This window comes from Bacillus sp. FJAT-45037 (assembly GCF_002797325.1).
Taxonomy (GTDB): Bacteria; Bacillota; Bacilli; order Bacillales; family Bacillaceae_D; genus Alkalihalophilus.
This window is the reverse complement of sequence record NZ_KZ454938.1, coordinates 2,281,882-2,299,432: the sequence shown is the minus strand read 5'-3', so window position 1 is coordinate 2,299,432 and position 17,551 is coordinate 2,281,882. Positions and strand designations below refer to the sequence as shown.

Sequence of the window (17,551 nt, the reverse complement as noted above, 5' to 3'; positions counted from 1 at the left end):
TTTCCTACTTTTGGAGAGGCGTTTTTGCTATATTTTGTCGCGTTTTCTCTTAAATGTTTCGCTCTTTCCTGCTATTACTTAATTATGTGAAAATTTATTCATGTTCTATTTGCTCATGCATAGTATGGGAGTAGAGCCTGTCTGAATAAACTTCAAGAGGAGATACACATAGAAGAGTTTTTAGTTGAGTGGGTTAGGGGGAATATGTGGTGATTGCTATTCATTTTGAAGAAGAGCGTGATTGCAAGGAGCTTTATCAATTATTGCATGAATATATTGAGCGCTATGCAAGCTTCGGTTTAGGTGGGAAAGTAGAATCAAATGAAAGAGAAATGCTTGTAGTCGATTATACAAATGAACAAGTCAACTTCTATGATTCTTTTCACCCATTATTGACTTCAGTGCTAACAGAGCATGTGATTAAGACAAGAGAGGCTGAGTGGATCCTTGATATTATTGAATCAATTTTTCACTTTACGGACGAAGATGAACAGCAACAAATTCTGACGATTGCAAGAACAATTCTAGATGGGAATCGAAACGACCTACCTTCTTTAGTGCCGTTTTTTAACCGGTATGCCTATATTTATGATGCCTTTGCAAAAAATCTTGAAGAAGAGACCACATTTTATTATGACCCGTTTTTAACGTTTCGCTTACGAGAGTATGGAGAGATGTTGATTGATTGTGTAGAGATTGCGATTGATGAATACATGTTTGAACAAGAGTACCAAAACATGATTGAAGATTTCAGGCAATACGTTCAGGTCAAGCCCGTTAAATTCGAGGTGATTTATGTCGTTCATGATCAAGAGTTTACCTTTTATGACGAGCATTTTAGGGAGCTTCCCAAAGATGTAGTACTCTTTCATTTAGAAGAGAAAATAGTGTTCGAAGAGGCAATTGAATTTGATCAGATGGTTATTAGTCCCTTGGTTAGTATGGTGCCAAATGTCGTTCATGTCTTCTCGGATGAACCAGATCATGGAGTGGTCTTGACGATACAAGCGATTTTTCAAGAACGAATGAAAGTCTATCCTTATCATCAATATGAGAAAAAAAGATTGCAATAAATGAGATGGCCTCTTGATTTTCCAATTGCGCATCCATATAATACTACATATCAACACAATTGATATGAATGGTCATGATGAGGACAAGAGGCATTATATATGGCTTACAGAGAGGGAAGCGATGGCTGAAAGCTTTCTAGCACGTAGTAATGACCTTACCACCTTTGAACTACGCAGGGAAACACTCACTAGATGTGGATTAACTAGCGTCGGCACACAGCCGTTATCCTGTATGATGAGTTGCTACAGCCAACGTTTTTTTAGGTGTAGCGAAATAAGGGTGGAACCACGAACTACACTCGTCCCTTCTAGATAGAAGGGACGGGTGTTTTTTATTTACACAAAAAAAGGAGTCGAGAAGTATGGCAGATGTACGAAAGCTTACATTCCCTGATGGGGCAGTGAAGGAATTTCCTCTCGGGACAACAACAGAAGATGTCGCGGCATCGATTAGCCCAGGGTTAAAAAAGAAAGCATTAGCTGGAAAGCTTAATGATACATTGGTTGATTTACGTACCGCTCTTGCAGAAGATGGCGATATCGCGATCGTTACTCAAGATTCGGATGAAGCATTAGAAGTGATGCGCCACAGTACAGCACACTTAATGGCACAAGCTGTGAAGCGCCTCTTTAAAGGAGTCAAACTTGGTGTAGGGCCCGTCATTGAAGGTGGATTCTACTATGATATCGATGCAGAAGAGTCAATTACAGCAGAAGACCTTCCGAAGATTGAAAAAGAAATGAAAAAAATTATTGCTGAAAATCTTGAAATAAAGCGTCTAGAAGTGAGTCGTGATAAGGCGATTGCTCGTTTTAAAGAGATCGGTGATGAGTACAAGCTTGAATTGATTGAAGCGATTCCTGCTAATGAACATGTAACGATTTACGAGCAAGGTGAATTTTTTGACCTTTGTCGTGGTGTACATGTACCATCCACAAACAAAATCAAGGAATTTAAGTTATTAAGCTTAGCGGGTGCTTACTGGCGCGGCGATAGTGATAATAAAATGTTGCAACGTATTTATGGAACAGCCTTTTTCAAGAAAGCAGATCTTGATGAACACTTGCGCTTGTTAGAAGAAGCGAAAGAGCGTGATCATCGTAAACTTGGAAAAGAGCTAGGCATCTTTGCTCTTTCACAAAAAGTAGGACAAGGACTGCCTTTATGGTTACCAAAAGGTGCTACGGTTCGTCGTGTCATCGAACGTTATATTGTGGATAAAGAAGAGCGTTTAGGTTATCAACATGTGTATACTCCTATTTTAGGGAGTTCTGAACTGTACAAAACATCTGGTCATTGGGATCACTATAAAGATGACATGTTCCCAGTTATGGAACGTGACAACGAAGAATTCGTTCTTCGTCCGATGAACTGTCCTCACCATATGATGGTTTATAAGCAAGATATGCGTAGCTATCGTCAACTGCCATTACGTATTGCAGAACTTGGCATGATGCACCGATACGAGATGTCAGGAGCAGTGTCTGGACTTCAACGTGTCCGTGGAATGACGTTAAATGATGCACATATTTTCTGTCGTCCTGATCAGATTAAAGAAGAATTTCTACGTGTCGTCCACCTTATTCGTGAAGTGTATAGTGATTTCGGGTTGGAAGATTACACATTCCGTTTATCGTACCGTGACCCAGAAGATACAGAAAAATACTTTGATGACGATGCGATGTGGGAAAAAGCACAAAGCATGTTAAAAGAAGCGATGGATGAGCTAGATGATGTGGAATACTATGAGGCAGAAGGAGAAGCGGCATTCTACGGTCCTAAATTAGACGTTCAAGTTCGTACGGCATTAGGTAAAGATGAGACATTATCAACGGTACAATTGGACTTCTTACTACCTGAGCGTTTTGATCTCACATATGTTGGCGAAGATGGTCAACAGCATCGTCCAGTTGTTGTTCACCGTGGGGTTGTGTCAACGATGGAACGTTTTGTCGCATTCTTGCTTGAAGAGTATAAAGGCGCATTCCCAACATGGCTTGCTCCGGTTCAAGTTCAAGTCATTCCAGTTTCTCCAGATGTCCACCTAGACTATGCTAAGCGTGTACAGGAAGAATTACAAAAAGCAGGCGCACGTGTAGAGATTGATGAGCGAAACGAAAAAATTGGTTATAAAATTCGTGAAGCACAAATGCAAAAAATTCCGTATATGCTTGTCCTAGGCGATAAGGAAGTCGAAGCAGGAGCGGTCAATATCCGTAAGTACGGAGAGCAAGCATCAGAGTCAAAAGAGCTCGGCGTATTTATCGAAGGTCTTGGAGCGGAACTAAAAAAATAAACGCTTTTCATGGTTGATCCCAGTCTTTTCTACTAAAGATCATGAAAAAAACATTGCAAAATGAGGAAAGATTCGATAGAATAACGAAGTCGGACAAATTATGTTGACACCTTGAAGTGGATTATGCTATAGTTATCTATGTAGTAAAATAGAATGAAACAAAGCAAGCAGAAGCGCCCGCTTCTCACCTGATTGACGCTACGGTTGTTACCAGGTATGATGAAATTCATTTTTTATTAAATGATCGAGTGTGGGCGCATATAGTATGCGCCCACACTTTTTTTCATGAATCGGTGCATGTTCTGAACGTCAAATTGTGATGGACAGTTATGCTTATAAATTGCTTTGATACGCAATATCCTTTGGAGGTGGCTCATTATTAGTAAAGACATGTTGGTCAATGAAGGAATTCGTGCCCGTGAAGTACGACTCATTGGAGCGAACGGCGATCAAGTAGGAGTCAAGACAAAACAAGAAGCGCTTGAGATGGCGCAGAATGTAAACCTTGATCTTGTATGTGTTGCGCCTACAGCGAAACCACCTGTATGTCGCATTATGGACTACGGTAAGTTCCGCTATGAGCAACAAAAGAAAGACAAAGAAGCACGTAAGAAGCAAAAGGTTATCAATGTGAAAGAGGTTCGTCTGAGCCCAACGATTGAAGACAATGACTTTAACACGAAGCTTCGCAACGCTCGTAAATTCCTTGAAAAAGGAGATAAAGTAAAAGCAGCGATCCGTTTCCGTGGTCGTGCGATTACTCACTCTCAAATTGGACGGGTTGTTTTAGAGCGTCTTGCAAAAGAATGTGAAGATGTTGCTATTATTGAATCAAGGCCTAAGATGGAAGGTCGTAGCATGTTCCTAATCCTAGCGCCCAAAGCAGAAAAGTAACATCGACTAGCTTGAAGAAAGATTAAAGGAGGACCTTAGTTATGCCTAAAATGAAAACTCATAGAGGCGCTGCGAAGCGTTTTAAAAAGACTGGATCTGGAAAGCTTAAACGCTCACACGGATTCACTAGTCACTTATTTGGTAACAAGTCTCAAAAGCAAAAGCGTAAGCTACGTAAGTCTGCTATTGTACACTCTGGAGACTTCAAGCGTATTCGCCAAATGTTAACGTACAAAAAATAAATGATTCGTTTCGGATAGAAAAAGGAGGGAACTTCGATGCCAAGAGTAAAAGGCGGTTATGTCGCTCGTCGTCGTCGTAAGAAGGTTTTAAAATTAGCAAAAGGGTATTATGGTTCTAAACATACGTTGTTCAAGTCAGCACAAGGACAGGTAATGAAATCATTACTGTATGCTTACCGTGATCGTCGTCAAAAGAAACGTGATTTCCGTAAATTATGGATTACACGTATCAACGCGGCAGCTCGTATAAATGGTCTTTCTTATAGCCGTTTAATGCACGGACTTAAGCTTGCTGAAATCAACGTCAACCGTAAGATTCTTGCTGATCTTGCAGTGAACGATGCAGATGCATTTGCTAAAATAGCTGAACAAGCTAAATCAAGCTTAAATGCATAATATAAAAAAGCGCGGCAAAATTGCTCGCGCTTTTTTTTGTAGCCAATAATAATGTTGTAACTCGTTTAGGGGGCAATCATACTTTGATTCAGTCAAGTGAAATAATGGTGTTTGTACTGTATGTGATGCTTATGAATGGTAGTGCTTTTTTTACGATGGGGTATGATAAAAGACAAGCAAAGGCTAGCGGACCAAGAGTACCAGAGAAAAGGTTGTTCTTCCTTGCTGTACTAGGTGGAAGTCTTGGCCTATATATGGGAATGAATTATTATCGCCATAAAACAAAACACAAAACATTTACAAGAGGAATACCGCTCATAATGGTTTTACAAATAGTTGTCGTAGCTCTCATCTTATTTGGACGGTAATCATATGATAAGTGGAGAGGAGGATGGCTAGCAATGGATGGATTTCTAGAAAATTCGTTAAAGTTTATAGAAGATAGCGGCTGGCTTGCTCCACTCTTCTTTATAGTATTGCATGTTATTAGACAAGTTTTCTTTATTCCGGTGCTACTTGTCTGTCTTGTAGGCGGCTATCTATTTGGAACATTGTATGGATCTGTGTATTCCATCGTAGGTTTAACAGCAGTTAGTATTGTATTTTATGGTCTTGTGCGCATCTTTCCAGGGATCGGTGCGAAGTTAACCGATGTCAAACAACATTTTTTTAAAGGTCGACAAGATTGGAATCTCCCGCAGATGATGATCATACGCATGCTGCCTCTTATTCACTTTCATGTTGTTTCTCTCTACTTAATTGAGACAACAAAAGGATTGAGAGAATACAGCCGTAAATCATTTTTGGTCAGTATCCCCCCAGCTGTGTTGTATACAGCTTTTGGAGATATGATTCATGAGTTGCCATTAGCTGGGACGATTGTGTTTGCTTTCTTTCTTCTGATTTTATTCATGCTGTTTCGCAAAAAGCAATCGAATATTAGTTGGGAAGAGTTTTTCCAAACAAAAAAACCATAAAAACCGCTTCCTCTCAACGTGGTAACGTTCGAGTCAGAAGCGGTTTTTTATTTGATGAGAGTTAGGGGCGACGTAAAAATTCTTTAATCGGACTTTTCCATTCAATCTTAGCACTGGGGTACCGTAAACGGATGTCGTCTTCGATAAATTGAAAATCTTCACGTGATAATCCTTTTAACCGTTCCGTTTCACGTGCCCATAAGTAAATGGAAATGATCTCAAAGGATTGTTCAGTTGTTCCGAGGTATTTTTCTCCTTCGAACATAACTCCTTTATACGTTAATAAGAAGTTTTTTCGGACATTCTTCTCATCATCTAAAAAGAAAAATTGTCTACGCTCATGTGCTTGTTCTAATTTTCGTCTTGGGTGAAAGACGTATTTCACAGCAGAGTAAACGAGTAATACAATAGCCACAAGTAGCAATAAACGAAATAAAATAACCATATTCATCCTCCCCTTTCTACGAGGCGTTCTCTCTTATTATACTGTATACGAACGAGTTCGTCATTTGGTTGCAAAAAGCCGAAAGGAAATTGATATAATAAAAAAAGAATAGGAGTGATGATTATGAATGTACAATTATTGTTTGAGACACAGAAACGATTAAACGAACGAATTTTAAATGAACATAAGGTAGTCAATCATCAATTATTTGTCGAACAACAACTCGCCTTTTTAGTTGAGCTTGGGGAGCTGGCAAATGAAACACGTTGTTTTAAATATTGGAGTACAAAAGGTCCATCTAAAAAAGCGATCATCTTAGAAGAATATGTTGACGGGTTGCACTTTGTCTTAACATTAGGTTTATCACTCGGATGGTCAACACTTGGGAATAAAAATAAATCACAAGACGAGTTATCTGTCACTGACCAGTTCTTAACGATTATGAAAGAGACACTCCTCTTAACCGAGAATCGAGAAGAGGAACAGTTTCATAAGCTATGTGGATCATTTCTGTCTTTAGGGGAAAAATTGGGCTTTTCAGAAGCGGAAATTGAAAAAGCATACTTTGAAAAAAATGAAGTCAACCACCAAAGACAAGATAATGGATACTGATTTTTTATCTAAATAATTTGAGTTGCGAAATAATTTCATTTATACTGTAAGAAGATACATAAGTGTGTAACATGAGAGGGGAATATACATCATGACAAAGTTAGATGAAAAATTGCAAATGTTAAAAGATTTAACCGATGCAAACGGAATTCCTGGTAATGAAAAGGAAGCACGTGATGTGATGTCTAAGTATATTACACCATTTGCTGATGAAGTGACAACAGATGGGCTCGGTAGCTTAGTCGCCAAAAAAACAGGAGACGCTAATGGGCCGAAAATTATGGTCGCAGGTCATTTAGACGAGATTGGCTTTATGGTGACTAGCATTGATGAGAAAGGCTTCCTTCGATTTCAAACCGTTGGTGGCTGGTGGGAGCAAGTTATGCTCGCACAGCGAGTCACGATTATGACAAGAAACGGAAATGTTCCAGGTGTCGTCGGTTCAAAACCACCACACATCTTACCTGCTGAAGCTCGTCGTAAACCAGTCGATAAAAAAGATATGTTTATTGATATTGGTGCGACAAGTAAAGAAGAAGCGATGGAGTTTGGGGTTCGTCCTGGAGACTCGGTTGTTCCTGTATGTGAGTTTACTGTCATGAAAAACGAAAAGTTGCTAATGGCAAAAGCATGGGATAACCGCATCGGTTGTGCGATTGCGATTGATGTTCTTCGTGAACTAAAAGGGGTCGATCACCCGAACACGGTATATGGTGTCGGAACGGTTCAAGAAGAAGTAGGGCTTCGAGGAGCTCGTACATCAGCTCACCTCATCGAGCCAGATATCGGTTTTGGAGTCGATGTAGGTATTGCAGGAGACACGCCAGGTGTGACAGAAAAAGAAGCGTTAGCGAAAATGGGGGACGGGCCTCAAATCGTCTTGTATGACGCGTCGATGATTTCTCATAAAGGGCTACGTGATTTTGTAACAGACACAGCAGATGAGAATAAAATTCCGTATCAATTTGATTCGATGGCTGGTGGTGGTACGGATTCAGGTGCTATTCATTTAACAGCAAACGGAGTACCGGCACTATCAATTACGGTACCGACTCGTTACATCCATACACATGCCGCTATGCTTCACCGAGATGATTACGAGAACACAGTGAAACTCATTGTTGAAGTCATTAAGAAGTTAGACAAGAAGACTGTCGAAGCCATCACATATAATTAGTTTTTAATAGAAGAGATGGTACTAGCTAGAATTTAACGGGAAAGCAGATCGTAACGCTGCCCTTCACAGACTCAATCCAATATGAGTAACATGAGAAGCGTCTAATCACCTATGTTGTGACTAGACGCTTTTTTTAAGTACTTATTGTAAACCTTGTGAAATTTGTTGACATAGCTGATCTTTTTCTTGTTCATCGGCATTTTTCCAATACACTTCAAATAAAACCCCTAAGCCAGGTAGCATTTTTTCTTCGCCTTTTTGAATGGCATCTAAAATCGTTGCTTCTACTTCTTCTTCACTACTGCCTTGAATATTAGTCATAATCGCACCACGTAAATTAAAACCCATTAGAAACACTCCTTTATATTGGCAATTATTTTCTTACTAACAATAGTATGTCGCAGCAGAGACTGGATTATGAGTCGAAAAATCGGTATGATGAATCAGAGTAGATGAATGACTAAAGGAGAAAAGCATGAAACGAATTGATTCTTTAAAAAATGAACAAGTAAAAGGATGGAAAAAGCTTCACACAAAAAAAGGGCGTGACAAAGCAGGTCGTTTTCTAATTGAGGGCTTCCATCTGGTTGAAGAAGCACTCAAAGCAAATTTTCATATAGAAATGATTATTATTACGGATGATACTGTTCTACCTGCGTCATGGACGATAGACGAAAAGGAGCTAATTATTGTTCATCCACAAGTGATGAAGGAAATTTCTGAGACGGAAACCCCGCAAGGAATAGCGGCGATTTGCGCCATTCCTATTGCTCCTCAGTTTGAGACTTTACATGGGCAATATTTATTGATTGACCGCGTACAAGACCCTGGCAATGTCGGAACAATGATTCGTACAGCGGATGCTGCTGGAATGACAGGTGTTGTGTTAGGGGAAGGCAGCGTCGATTTGTTTAATAGTAAAGTAATCCGTGCTACACAAGGGTCAATTTTTCATATGCCAGTTGTTCGTGCCTCACTTGATGAATGGGTAGAAAAGCTAAAAGATTATAACATTGCTGTATTTGGTACATCACTAACTGAGGCTAGTTCATACACCGCAATCGAGCCGCAGTCTGATTTTGCCTTAATTGTCGGAAATGAAGGAGAAGGTGTTTCTTCAAGTCTTCTAGAAGCAACCGATCAAAATATTTATATTCCCATTATGGGGAAAGCTGAATCGCTAAATGTTGCTGTGGCCGCTGGCATCTTATTGTATTATTTGCGTGGGTAAGAAATGACAGCTTGCACCGAGTAACGGAATTATCTATAATATAGAAGCAATTAAATAATGAAGATGCTAAGAAAGAGAGTAGTACGTGTTACCCCACTATCTAGGGAGGAAATGCCTTGACTGAAAGCATTTCTATAGCAGGAATCACAGAATTCACTCTGGAGCAGACATCGGAGGACAGATGCTATTCTGTTAAGATGTTCCGGCTTGAGCCGTTATGACAATGAAGAGTGTAGGAAACAGGTATGTTTGCTACAAATTAAGGGTGGTACCACGAGTCTTCGTCCCTTTTGCGGGAGGCGAAGGCTCTTTTTTGTGTTCTTTTACATAAAAGAATCAATGACAACGAACTTGTTCAAAAGGAGGAAATAAGCATGCGTGAGCGTTTAGAAGAATTACGAGACCAAGCATTGGCGCAAGTAGCTGGGTCAGAAGATGTCAAAGCATTACAAGAAGTACGGGTGGCTTATTTAGGAAAAAAGGGGCCAATTACTGAAGTGTTGCGAGGGATGGGAAAGCTTTCGGCCGAAGAGAGACCGTTAATTGGGCAGATGGCTAACGATGTACGCGATGCGATAAAGTCAGAAATCGAAAAAAAAGAAACAGCTCTTGAAGCGGCAGCAGTGGAAGCAAAGCTAGCAACGGAAAGCATTGATGTGACTCTACCAGGTCGCCCGGTGACAACTGGTGCTCGCCATCCTCTAACAGCTGTAGTCGAAGAAGTAGAAGATGCCTTTTTAGGGTTAGGTTTCCAAGTGGCTGAAGGGCCAGAAGTAGAGACAGATTACTATAATTTTGAAGCGCTAAATTTACCTAAAGATCATCCAGCTCGTGATATGCAAGATTCCTTCTACTTCACAGAAGAACTATTGCTTCGTACACACACATCACCGGTACAAGCACGAACGATGGAGAAATTTGAAGGCAAGGGTCCTGTGAAGATTATTTGCCCAGGTAAAGTGTTCCGTCGTGATGATGATGATGCAACACATTCTCATCAATTCATGCAAGTGGAAGGGTTATTTGTTGATAAACAAGTACGAATGAGCGATTTAAAAGGGGTCTTACAAGCTTTCGCTCAGTCATTTTTCGGACCGGACCGCAGCATTCGTCTGCGTCCAAGCTTCTTCCCATTCACAGAACCATCTGTAGAAGTTGATGTATCATGTGGAATGTGTGGCGGTCAAGGATGTCGCGTGTGTAAACACACAGGTTGGATTGAAGTACTAGGAGCAGGTATGATCCATCCACGAGTGCTTGAAATGAGTGGATTTGATCCAGAAGTTTATAGTGGATTTGCATTCGGCATGGGTGTAGAACGTTTAGCGATGCTGAAATATGACATTGATGATATTCGTCATTTCTATACAAATGATGTACGCTTTTTAGCTCAATTCAAACAAGTGTAAGGAGGAGGAACAATATGTTAGTTTCTTATAAATGGTTGCAAGATTACGTAGATGTAAGCAATATCACGCCAAAAGAGATCGCAGAGAAAATGACACGTGGTGGGATCGAAATTGATCTTGTCCATGAGTTAAATCAAGGGGTTCGTGATGTAGTCGTAGGGTATGTTGAGTCATGTGAACAACACCCGAATGCGGATAAATTAAATGTATGTCAAGTCAATATTGGTGAAGAAGAGCTAGTTCAGATTGTTTGCGGAGCGCCAAATGTGGCAGCTGGTCAACATGTCGCTGTAGCGAAGGTAGGAGCTGTCCTTCCTGGAAACTTTAAAATTAAAAAAGCGAAATTACGTGGGGAAGCATCTCACGGAATGATCTGTTCATTGCAAGAGCTTGGGATTGAAAGCAAGTTCGTTCATAAAGATTATGCAGAAGGGATCTATGTCTTTGCTGATACAGTGGAACCTGGTTCTGATGCGTTAGCCCACTTGAATCTTGATGACACGGTATTAGAGCTTGATCTCACACCAAACCGTTCGGACTGTTTAAATATGCTAGGTGTTGCTTATGAAGTCGCTGCTCTATACGGGAAAGAAGTTCAGCTACCTTCTATTGACGTTCACACAAACGAGGAACAGGCAACGGACTTCATCAAGGTCAATGTGCAAGATGCAAAAGATAATCCATATTACGGAGCGACAATCATTAAAGACGTGAAGATTGCCAAGTCACCATTATGGCTTCAAAATCGATTAATGGCTGCCGGTATTCGACCAATTAGTAATGTAGTTGATATCACAAACTACGTTCTACTTGAATATGGACAACCCCTACATGCATTTGACTATGATCGTTTCGGCTCAAAAGAAGTGATTGTTCGTCGTGCTAAAGAAGGCGAAAAAATGGTGACATTAGATGATACAGAGCGTTCGCTAAATAGTGATCACCTTCTAATTACAAATGGAACAGAGCCAATGGCAATCGCAGGTGTGATGGGTGGAGCAACATCCGAAGTAACGGATGAAACAACCACAATTTTACTTGAAGCCGCTTATTTTGACCCAGCAACCGTTCGTAAAGCTTCACGTGAACTTGGATTACGCAGTGATTCAAGTGCTCGTTTTGAAAAAGGAGTCGATCCTGCTCGTGTGAAACAAGCTGCAGAGCGAGCCGCTGCTTTGATTGCCGAACTGGCTGGCGGAACGATTGTTTCGGGAGTCGTTGAAGTCGATCAATTAGATCAAAGCGAGCAAGTGGTGACCCTCGATTTAGATCGAATGAACAATCGACTAGGAACGTCAATCTCGACATCCGATGCAGCAGATATTTTTGAACGTCTTCAGTTTGCTTTTAAAGAAGAGGGAAATCAACTCGTAATTACGGCTCCTACTCGCCGTGGAGATATTCAAATTGAAGAAGACTTGTTTGAAGAAGTGGCACGCTTATATGGATACGATTTGATTCCAACGACGTTACCTGAAGGGGCAACGACGCAAGGGAAACTATCACCATATCAAGCGAAACGTCGTCGCATTCGTCGTTACTTAGAGAGTGTCGGCTTAACGCAAGCAATCACTTATTCATTAACAAGCCCGAAAAAAGCGGCAGGGTTTGCAGTGGAGGCATCAACTGAATCGGCAGTTCGTCTAGCAATGCCTATGAGTGAGGACCGAAGTACAATGCGTACAAGCTTAATTCCAAACTTATTTGACGTGTTGACGTATAACCTTAACCGTAAAAATTATGACCTTCATTTGTATGAGGTTGGTTCGATTTTCACTAGTGAAGAAAATCAATTAACAACTCAACCGAAAGAAAGAGAAATGGTTGCTGCTGCATTTACAGGTCTATGGCTCGAGCATCCGTGGCAAGCGGAGAAGAAGTCGGTTGATTTCTATGTGGTAAAAGGAATTGTCGAAGGATTATTTGCAGAACTTGGATTAGAAGAGCAATTGTCATTTAAGCAAGTGAAACGTCCGCAGTTACATCCGGGTCGTACAGCCGCTGTGTTACTATCTGGGCAAGAGGTTGGGTTTATCGCTGGGGTTCATCCGACGACACAAAAAGAAGAAGATTTACGTGAAACATATGTCTTCGAATTAGATCTTGAAACGATCTTAACAGCTGGAGAATCAAACTTAGTGTATCAAGCGTTGCCAAGGTTCCCTGCCATCACAAGAGACATTGCGTTAGTCATTGATCAAGAGGTAGCGGCGGGAGATCTTTTAGATGTCATTAAATCCGCTGGTGGAGATCTACTAACATCAGTTCGTCTCTTTGATCTATATGAAGGGAAACATATGGAAGAAGGGAAGAAGTCTCTAGCCTTTTCACTCACGTATCTCAATCCTGAAAAAACATTAACTGATGAAGAAGTGACAGACGTTCATTCAAACGTTCTTGCTCAATTACAAGAGCAAACAGGTGCCACTCTTCGCACATAAATTTAATGGTTTAAAACCCCCGCCAAAGAGGAATCTAACTGGAGGGGGTTTTTTTGGAAGGACCTACTTGTTCGAAAGGACGTGACCAGGCTGAAAAAGAGATATGTATTTATTATTATTTTAACGACCCTAGTTGTTGTGACTATTTATGGGATTTATCGTCCACTTCCAGAAGGTGTCTCCTATGAAAGTGAGTCCTATTTTGTGGAGGATGTTACATTCCTTCAAGACTTAACTTACACGAGAAACGGCGATGTACAATTGGAACAAGAGATCTTTGATGCAATAGAAGAAGCGATTGTTTCTGCAGAGGAATTTATCATCTTTGATATGTTTTTATATAATGATTTCTATGAACCAGAGCTTGAATTTCCACCACTAAGTCAACATATGACAGATGTGTTAGTGGAAAAAAAGAAATCTGATCCAGGTGTTGAAATATTGGTATTATCCGATGAAATTAATACAACTTACGGATCGCATGAATCTAAACATTTTGAACAGCTTCAAGAGGCAGGAATTGAGGTTGTGGTCGTTGATGTGACAAAGTTAAGAGATTCTAACCCGCTTTATTCAGGGATTTGGAGAACCTTTATTCAATGGTTTGGACAATCTGGTCCAGGGTGGTTGCCGAATGCATTTAGTCCAGAGGCACCAGATGTTACACTCCGTTCCTACTTGAAATTATTTAATGTGAAAGCGAACCACCGAAAAGTGGTTGCGACTGAGCAAACAGCGATCGTTTCCTCAGGCAACCCACATGATGCTAGCGCGTATCATTCAAATATTGCTTATCAGATAAATGGGTCGGTCATAGATGAATTGGTCTACACCGAACATGCTGCCAGCCGTTTTTCGGGTGGGCCGGTCATCGAAGACGCTAAAGCTCGTCCAGTTCAGGAAGGTGAAGTGGAAGTACGAATCATCACTGAAGGGAAAGTTTACGACCGAACATTAGAATTGATTGATCAAGCAAGTGAAGGTGATGAAATATGGCTAGCAATGTTTTACTTATCTGACTTAGATGTCATCGACTCCTTAATCGCTGCATCCGCACGTGGTGTCGACGTTCGCTTAGTGTTAGACCCTAATGAAAATGCGTTCGGACAGGAAAAAAATGGGTTACCTAATCGTCCTGTAGCCCAAAGATTAGTAGAGGATTCCGATGCAGAAATTAGATGGTATGATACGATTAGTGAACAATACCACCCTAAGACGATTGCAAGAATTAGCGATGATCGAACAACCGTTATTGGAGGGTCTTCTAACTTTACAAGTCGTAATTTACGAGATTACAATCTTGAGACAGATGTTTGGGTAGATGCACCGAACGATTCAGAGTTTGCAACAGATGTATCTGCATATTTTGATCGGATTTGGTCGAATGAAGATGGACAGTTTACAGTCCATTACGAGGAATATGAAGATGAGACAACATGGCTGACAAGGTTTGTTTACCGTCTTCAGAAAATGACGGGATTAACAACATATTAAAGAGGAAAACACTCACTATCATCATAAAAGATGGTAGTGAGTGTTTATTAATTATCATTTTTTCCAACTGTTTACATCGAGTTATTTCCATCGTCACAGGTTCGTGATATGATAGAACGTAGGATTTTGTCGGCTAGTGTATATTTTCCGGCAAAGACAGTCGAGATAGGAGGCTTCTTTTGTGTCTAAGAAAAAAGGAAAGCAACGGACAACTGTTTCAATCTACGGACATAATTATACGGTTGTCGGTCAAGAATCTCCGGCACATGTACAAGAAGTGGCGCTAGAGGTTGACCAAAAAATGAGAGAAATTAAAAAACGGAACCCTTATTTAGATACAACACGTCTAGCTGTCTTAACAGCTGTAAATGTAGTAGATGAGTATAAGAGGCTGCTGCGTAAACTAGAGGAAGATGAATCAGGCAGCAGAGATTCAAATCGTATGACAGGAGACGAATAATATGTTGAGCTTTATTTTATTGTTGCTCTTATTAATGAGCTTTTTTATAGGACGTAGGAGAGGGCTTGTTTTACAAGTCATTCATTTAATTGGATTTGTTGTTTCTTTGTATGTAGCTTATAGCTATTATCAGGAAGTAGCATCTTATATTCAATTATGGATTCCATACCCGCAGTTTTCATCTGAGAGCACAGTAGGGATGATTGTTAATTCATTTAATGGAGAGAGTGTGTATTACTCTGGAATTGCTTTTGCGATGCTATTCTTCGGAACGAAAATCCTTTTGCATATTGTAGGGTCGATGTTGGATTTTGTTGCACATCTACCAATCTTACGTTCAGTTAACAGTTTGTTTGGAGCAATCTTCTGTTTTATAGAGACGTACTTGATTCTCTTCATCTTATTATTTGTTGCGGCGTTGTTACCAGTTGATTTCGTTCAGAGTCAGCTTCAAGGTTCAGTTGTTGCTCAATCAATGATGAACTATACGCCATTTTTATCAGATTGGATTAAGAATTTATGGATTCAAAATGATTTAGGCGTCTAGTCTCGAAAAGGTCTGACCACGAGTGGTTGGACCTTTTTGTTTATCCTGGTCCTTTTCTTGATTTTCTCTACTAATAATCGGTATGATGGGGAGTAGGAGAAAGGAACGGTGACTTTTATGATGAATAAGAAAGAGGTAATAAAAACACTTGAATCGATTGCGATATATCTTGAAATTAAAGGAGAGAATCCTTTTAAAATATCTGCTTATAGAAAAGCCGCTCAAGCTTTAGAGTCAGATGAGCGTACATTAGATGAAATTGATGATCCAGTCAGTTTATCAGGAATTGGCAAAGGAACAGCAGAAGTCATTAATGAATTAATAGAGACTGGTCAATCGACAGTACTGACGGAGTTAAGCGAACAAATACCAACTGGGTTATTACCATTGTTAAAAGTACAAGGACTAGGTGGCAAGAAAATCGGTAAATTGTACCAAGAGCTTGGAGTTGTCGATGCAACGACCCTTAAAGAGGCTTGCGAACAAGAGAAGGTTCAAGCGTTATCTGGATTTGGTAAGAAAACAGAAGAGAAGATTCTCGTTGCTTTAGAAGAGGCGATGACACGACCAGAAAGATTGGCGCTGCCGCTAGTTATACCCGTTGCCGAGTGGGTAGAACAGAAGCTCAGTAAGATGGATGGTGTACAACGGTACTCACGAGCAGGAAGCCTGCGTAGGTTACGTGAAACAGTGAAAGACCTTGACTTCATTATTGCAACGACGGATCCAAGTACTGTACGTGATCAACTGGTAGCTCTTGCAGATGAAGGAAAGGTCATTGCTAGTGGAGAAACAAAAGTGTCCATTGAGGTGGAACAAGAATTTCCAATCTCGATTGATTTTAGACTAGTAAAGCCAGATGAATTTGCGACTACCTTGCATCATTTTACGGGATCGAAAAACCACAACGTGAAAATGCGCCAATTGGCTAAAAAACGTGGTGAAAAGATTAGTGAGTACGGTGTTGAAGTTGTAGAGACAGGGAAAGTAAAAACATTTAAGGACGAAAAGGAATTTTTCGCTCACTTTGATCTTGCCTATATTCCACCAGAATCACGTGAAGACCAGGGTGAGGTCGAGTATTACAAAGAACATACAGATCATGTCGATACCCAAGATATTTGTGGAGACTTACACATGCACACAACGTGGAGTGACGGAGCTCATTCGATTGAGGAAATGGTAGAAGCAGCAAGGGCTAAAGGGTATGAGTATATAGCCATAACAGATCATTCCAAATATTTAAAAGTTGCAAATGGGTTATCAGTTGAGCGGTTAAAGGCTCAGCATGAAAAAATTCGTGAGTTAAACAAGCAATTTGATGACTTTACTATTTTTACAGGGATTGAGATGGATATTTTACCAGATGGAACGCTTGATTATGACGATGAGGTTTTGCAAGAAGTTGATTTTGTCATTGCTTCGATACACTCCTCATTCACTCAAAAACAAGAAGTGATTATGGAGCGCTTAAAAACAGCACTTGATAGTCATCATGTCGATCTTATCGCTCACCCAACTGGTCGGGTACTCGGAAGAAGAAAAGGGTATAATGTCGACGTTGAGGCGTTAATAGATCTTGCAAAAGAGACAGATACGGCACTGGAATTAAATGCAAACCTTAATCGATTAGATCTCTCAGCAGAATGGTTAAAAAAAGCAGCTGAAAAAGACGTGCTTATTTCTGTGAATACGGATGCTCATCATGTCGATGGGTTACAAGACATGGACTATGGTGTCGCCCAAGCGAGAAGAGCCATGTTAAAAAAAGATCGTCTTTTAAACACGTGGTCGAGAAAACAAGTACAAGCATTTTTAGATCGGCATAAATAAGGTATGAATAACTACGGTTTGTA

18 protein-coding genes and 2 other annotated features are annotated in these 17,551 nt (G+C 40.3%); of the genes, 16 read left to right on the top strand and 2 right to left on the bottom strand.

Features of this window, described 5'->3' with window-relative positions:
• Positions 1-209: 209 nt before the first annotated feature.
• The 7 genes from ytxC to CDZ88_RS11700 all read left to right on the top strand — a co-directional run bounded on the left by ytxC (position 210) and on the right by CDZ88_RS11700 (position 5,879).
• A complete protein-coding gene (gene ytxC, locus CDZ88_RS11730) occupies positions 210-1,073 on the top strand; it encodes a putative sporulation protein YtxC (protein WP_100373720.1) in 864 nt (287 codons plus the stop codon).
• Positions 1,074-1,435: 362 nt separating this feature from the next.
• Complete coding sequence (thrS, locus tag CDZ88_RS11725) at positions 1,436-3,370, top strand: threonine--tRNA ligase (protein ID WP_100373719.1); 1,935 nt, start codon at positions 1,436-1,438, stop codon at positions 3,368-3,370.
• A 159-nt stretch (positions 3,371-3,529) separates the two neighbouring features.
• Positions 3,530-3,659 (top strand) — a sequence feature (ribosomal protein L20 leader region).
• A gap of 86 nt (positions 3,660-3,745) precedes the next feature.
• Positions 3,746-4,264: a translation initiation factor IF-3 gene (gene infC, locus CDZ88_RS11720; protein WP_198507893.1), complete on the top strand. Its 519-nt coding sequence runs from the start codon at positions 3,746-3,748 to the stop codon at positions 4,262-4,264.
• Positions 4,265-4,305: 41 nt separating this feature from the next.
• Positions 4,306-4,506, top strand: coding sequence for a 50S ribosomal protein L35 (rpmI, locus tag CDZ88_RS11715; RefSeq protein ID WP_100373718.1), 201 nt, complete (start codon positions 4,306-4,308; stop codon positions 4,504-4,506).
• A 36-nt stretch (positions 4,507-4,542) separates the two neighbouring features.
• On the top strand, positions 4,543-4,902 hold the full coding sequence (gene rplT / locus CDZ88_RS11710; protein ID WP_100373717.1) for a 50S ribosomal protein L20: 360 nt from the start codon (positions 4,543-4,545) through the stop codon (positions 4,900-4,902).
• 83 nt (positions 4,903-4,985) lie between these two features.
• Positions 4,986-5,270: a DUF1294 domain-containing protein gene (locus CDZ88_RS11705; protein WP_232718634.1), complete on the top strand. Its 285-nt coding sequence runs from the start codon at positions 4,986-4,988 to the stop codon at positions 5,268-5,270.
• Between the two features lie 33 nt (positions 5,271-5,303).
• Positions 5,304-5,879, top strand: a complete 576-nt coding sequence (locus CDZ88_RS11700) for a TVP38/TMEM64 family protein (RefSeq protein WP_100373716.1) — start codon at positions 5,304-5,306, stop codon at positions 5,877-5,879.
• 61 nt (positions 5,880-5,940) lie between these two features.
• On the opposite strand, the gene CDZ88_RS11695 is transcribed toward CDZ88_RS11700, so the two are convergent.
• Positions 5,941-6,324 (bottom strand): sigma-w pathway protein ysdB, encoded by a 384-nt coding sequence (locus CDZ88_RS11695; protein ID WP_100373715.1) that lies wholly within the window; start codon positions 6,322-6,324, stop codon positions 5,941-5,943.
• 123 nt (positions 6,325-6,447) lie between these two features.
• On the opposite strand from CDZ88_RS11695, the gene CDZ88_RS11690 reads away from it, so the two are divergent.
• Both CDZ88_RS11690 and CDZ88_RS11685 read left to right on the top strand, forming a co-directional pair.
• Positions 6,448-6,936: a dUTP diphosphatase gene (locus CDZ88_RS11690; protein ID WP_100373714.1), complete on the top strand. Its 489-nt coding sequence runs from the start codon at positions 6,448-6,450 to the stop codon at positions 6,934-6,936.
• Between the two features lie 91 nt (positions 6,937-7,027).
• The gene (locus tag CDZ88_RS11685; protein ID WP_100373713.1) at positions 7,028-8,113 is read left to right on the top strand and encodes a M42 family metallopeptidase; all 1,086 of its coding nucleotides are present in this window, start codon (positions 7,028-7,030) and stop codon (positions 8,111-8,113) included.
• 141 nt (positions 8,114-8,254) lie between these two features.
• Here the strand turns inward: CDZ88_RS11685 and sspI are convergent, their stop codons facing one another.
• On the bottom strand, positions 8,255-8,461 hold the full coding sequence (gene sspI / locus CDZ88_RS11680; RefSeq protein ID WP_100373712.1) for a small acid-soluble spore protein SspI: 207 nt from the start codon (positions 8,459-8,461) through the stop codon (positions 8,255-8,257).
• Between the two features lie 127 nt (positions 8,462-8,588).
• Between sspI and CDZ88_RS11675 the strand changes: the two genes are divergently transcribed.
• The 7 genes from CDZ88_RS11675 (at position 8,589) to polX (ending at position 17,528) form a co-directional block, all read left to right on the top strand.
• Positions 8,589-9,344, top strand: coding sequence for a TrmH family RNA methyltransferase (locus CDZ88_RS11675; RefSeq protein ID WP_100373711.1), 756 nt, complete (start codon positions 8,589-8,591; stop codon positions 9,342-9,344).
• A 59-nt stretch (positions 9,345-9,403) separates the two neighbouring features.
• Positions 9,404-9,636: a binding site (T-box leader), on the top strand.
• 82 nt (positions 9,637-9,718) lie between these two features.
• Entirely contained in the window at positions 9,719-10,753 is a 1,035-nt protein-coding gene (gene pheS, locus CDZ88_RS11670; protein ID WP_100373710.1) for a phenylalanine--tRNA ligase subunit alpha, read from the top strand.
• A 14-nt stretch (positions 10,754-10,767) separates the two neighbouring features.
• Complete coding sequence (gene pheT, locus CDZ88_RS11665) at positions 10,768-13,194, top strand: phenylalanine--tRNA ligase subunit beta (RefSeq protein ID WP_100373709.1); 2,427 nt, start codon at positions 10,768-10,770, stop codon at positions 13,192-13,194.
• A gap of 204 nt (positions 13,195-13,398) precedes the next feature.
• Positions 13,399-14,688, top strand: coding sequence for a phospholipase D family protein (locus tag CDZ88_RS11660; protein WP_232718632.1), 1,290 nt, complete (start codon positions 13,399-13,401; stop codon positions 14,686-14,688).
• A 181-nt stretch (positions 14,689-14,869) separates the two neighbouring features.
• Positions 14,870-15,148 carry a cell division protein ZapA gene (gene zapA, locus CDZ88_RS11655; protein ID WP_100373707.1) on the top strand — a complete coding sequence of 93 codons (279 nt, stop codon included), beginning with the start codon at positions 14,870-14,872 and terminating at the stop codon, positions 15,146-15,148.
• A gap of 1 nt (position 15,149) precedes the next feature.
• Positions 15,150-15,695, top strand: a complete 546-nt coding sequence (locus CDZ88_RS11650) for a CvpA family protein (RefSeq protein WP_100373706.1) — start codon at positions 15,150-15,152, stop codon at positions 15,693-15,695.
• A gap of 120 nt (positions 15,696-15,815) precedes the next feature.
• Complete coding sequence (polX, locus tag CDZ88_RS11645; protein WP_100374678.1) at positions 15,816-17,528, top strand: DNA polymerase/3'-5' exonuclease PolX; 1,713 nt, start codon at positions 15,816-15,818, stop codon at positions 17,526-17,528.
• The last annotated feature ends 23 nt before the right edge of the window (positions 17,529-17,551 follow it).

Excerpts from the sequence above, each read along its gene's own strand:
- thrS (WP_100373719.1), top strand. The coding sequence starts at position 1,436 with ATGGCAGATGTACGAAAGCTTACATTCCCTGATGGGGCAGTGAAGGAA.
- rpmI (WP_100373718.1), top strand. The coding sequence starts at position 4,306 with ATGCCTAAAATGAAAACTCATAGAGGCGCTGCGAAGCGTTTTAAAAAG.
- rplT (WP_100373717.1), top strand. The coding sequence starts at position 4,543 with ATGCCAAGAGTAAAAGGCGGTTATGTCGCTCGTCGTCGTCGTAAGAAG.
- CDZ88_RS11700 (WP_100373716.1), top strand. The coding sequence starts at position 5,304 with ATGGATGGATTTCTAGAAAATTCGTTAAAGTTTATAGAAGATAGCGGC.
- CDZ88_RS11695 (WP_100373715.1), bottom strand. The coding sequence starts at position 6,324 with ATGGTTATTTTATTTCGTTTATTGCTACTTGTGGCTATTGTATTACTC.
- CDZ88_RS11690 (WP_100373714.1), top strand. The coding sequence starts at position 6,448 with ATGAATGTACAATTATTGTTTGAGACACAGAAACGATTAAACGAACGA.
- CDZ88_RS11685 (WP_100373713.1), top strand. The coding sequence starts at position 7,028 with ATGACAAAGTTAGATGAAAAATTGCAAATGTTAAAAGATTTAACCGAT.
- sspI (WP_100373712.1), bottom strand. The coding sequence starts at position 8,461 with ATGGGTTTTAATTTACGTGGTGCGATTATGACTAATATTCAAGGCAGT.
- CDZ88_RS11675 (WP_100373711.1), top strand. The coding sequence starts at position 8,589 with ATGAAACGAATTGATTCTTTAAAAAATGAACAAGTAAAAGGATGGAAA.
- pheS (WP_100373710.1), top strand. The coding sequence starts at position 9,719 with ATGCGTGAGCGTTTAGAAGAATTACGAGACCAAGCATTGGCGCAAGTA.
- pheT (WP_100373709.1), top strand. The coding sequence starts at position 10,768 with ATGTTAGTTTCTTATAAATGGTTGCAAGATTACGTAGATGTAAGCAAT.
- CDZ88_RS11650 (WP_100373706.1), top strand. The coding sequence starts at position 15,150 with ATGTTGAGCTTTATTTTATTGTTGCTCTTATTAATGAGCTTTTTTATA.
- polX (WP_100374678.1), top strand. The coding sequence starts at position 15,816 with ATGAATAAGAAAGAGGTAATAAAAACACTTGAATCGATTGCGATATAT.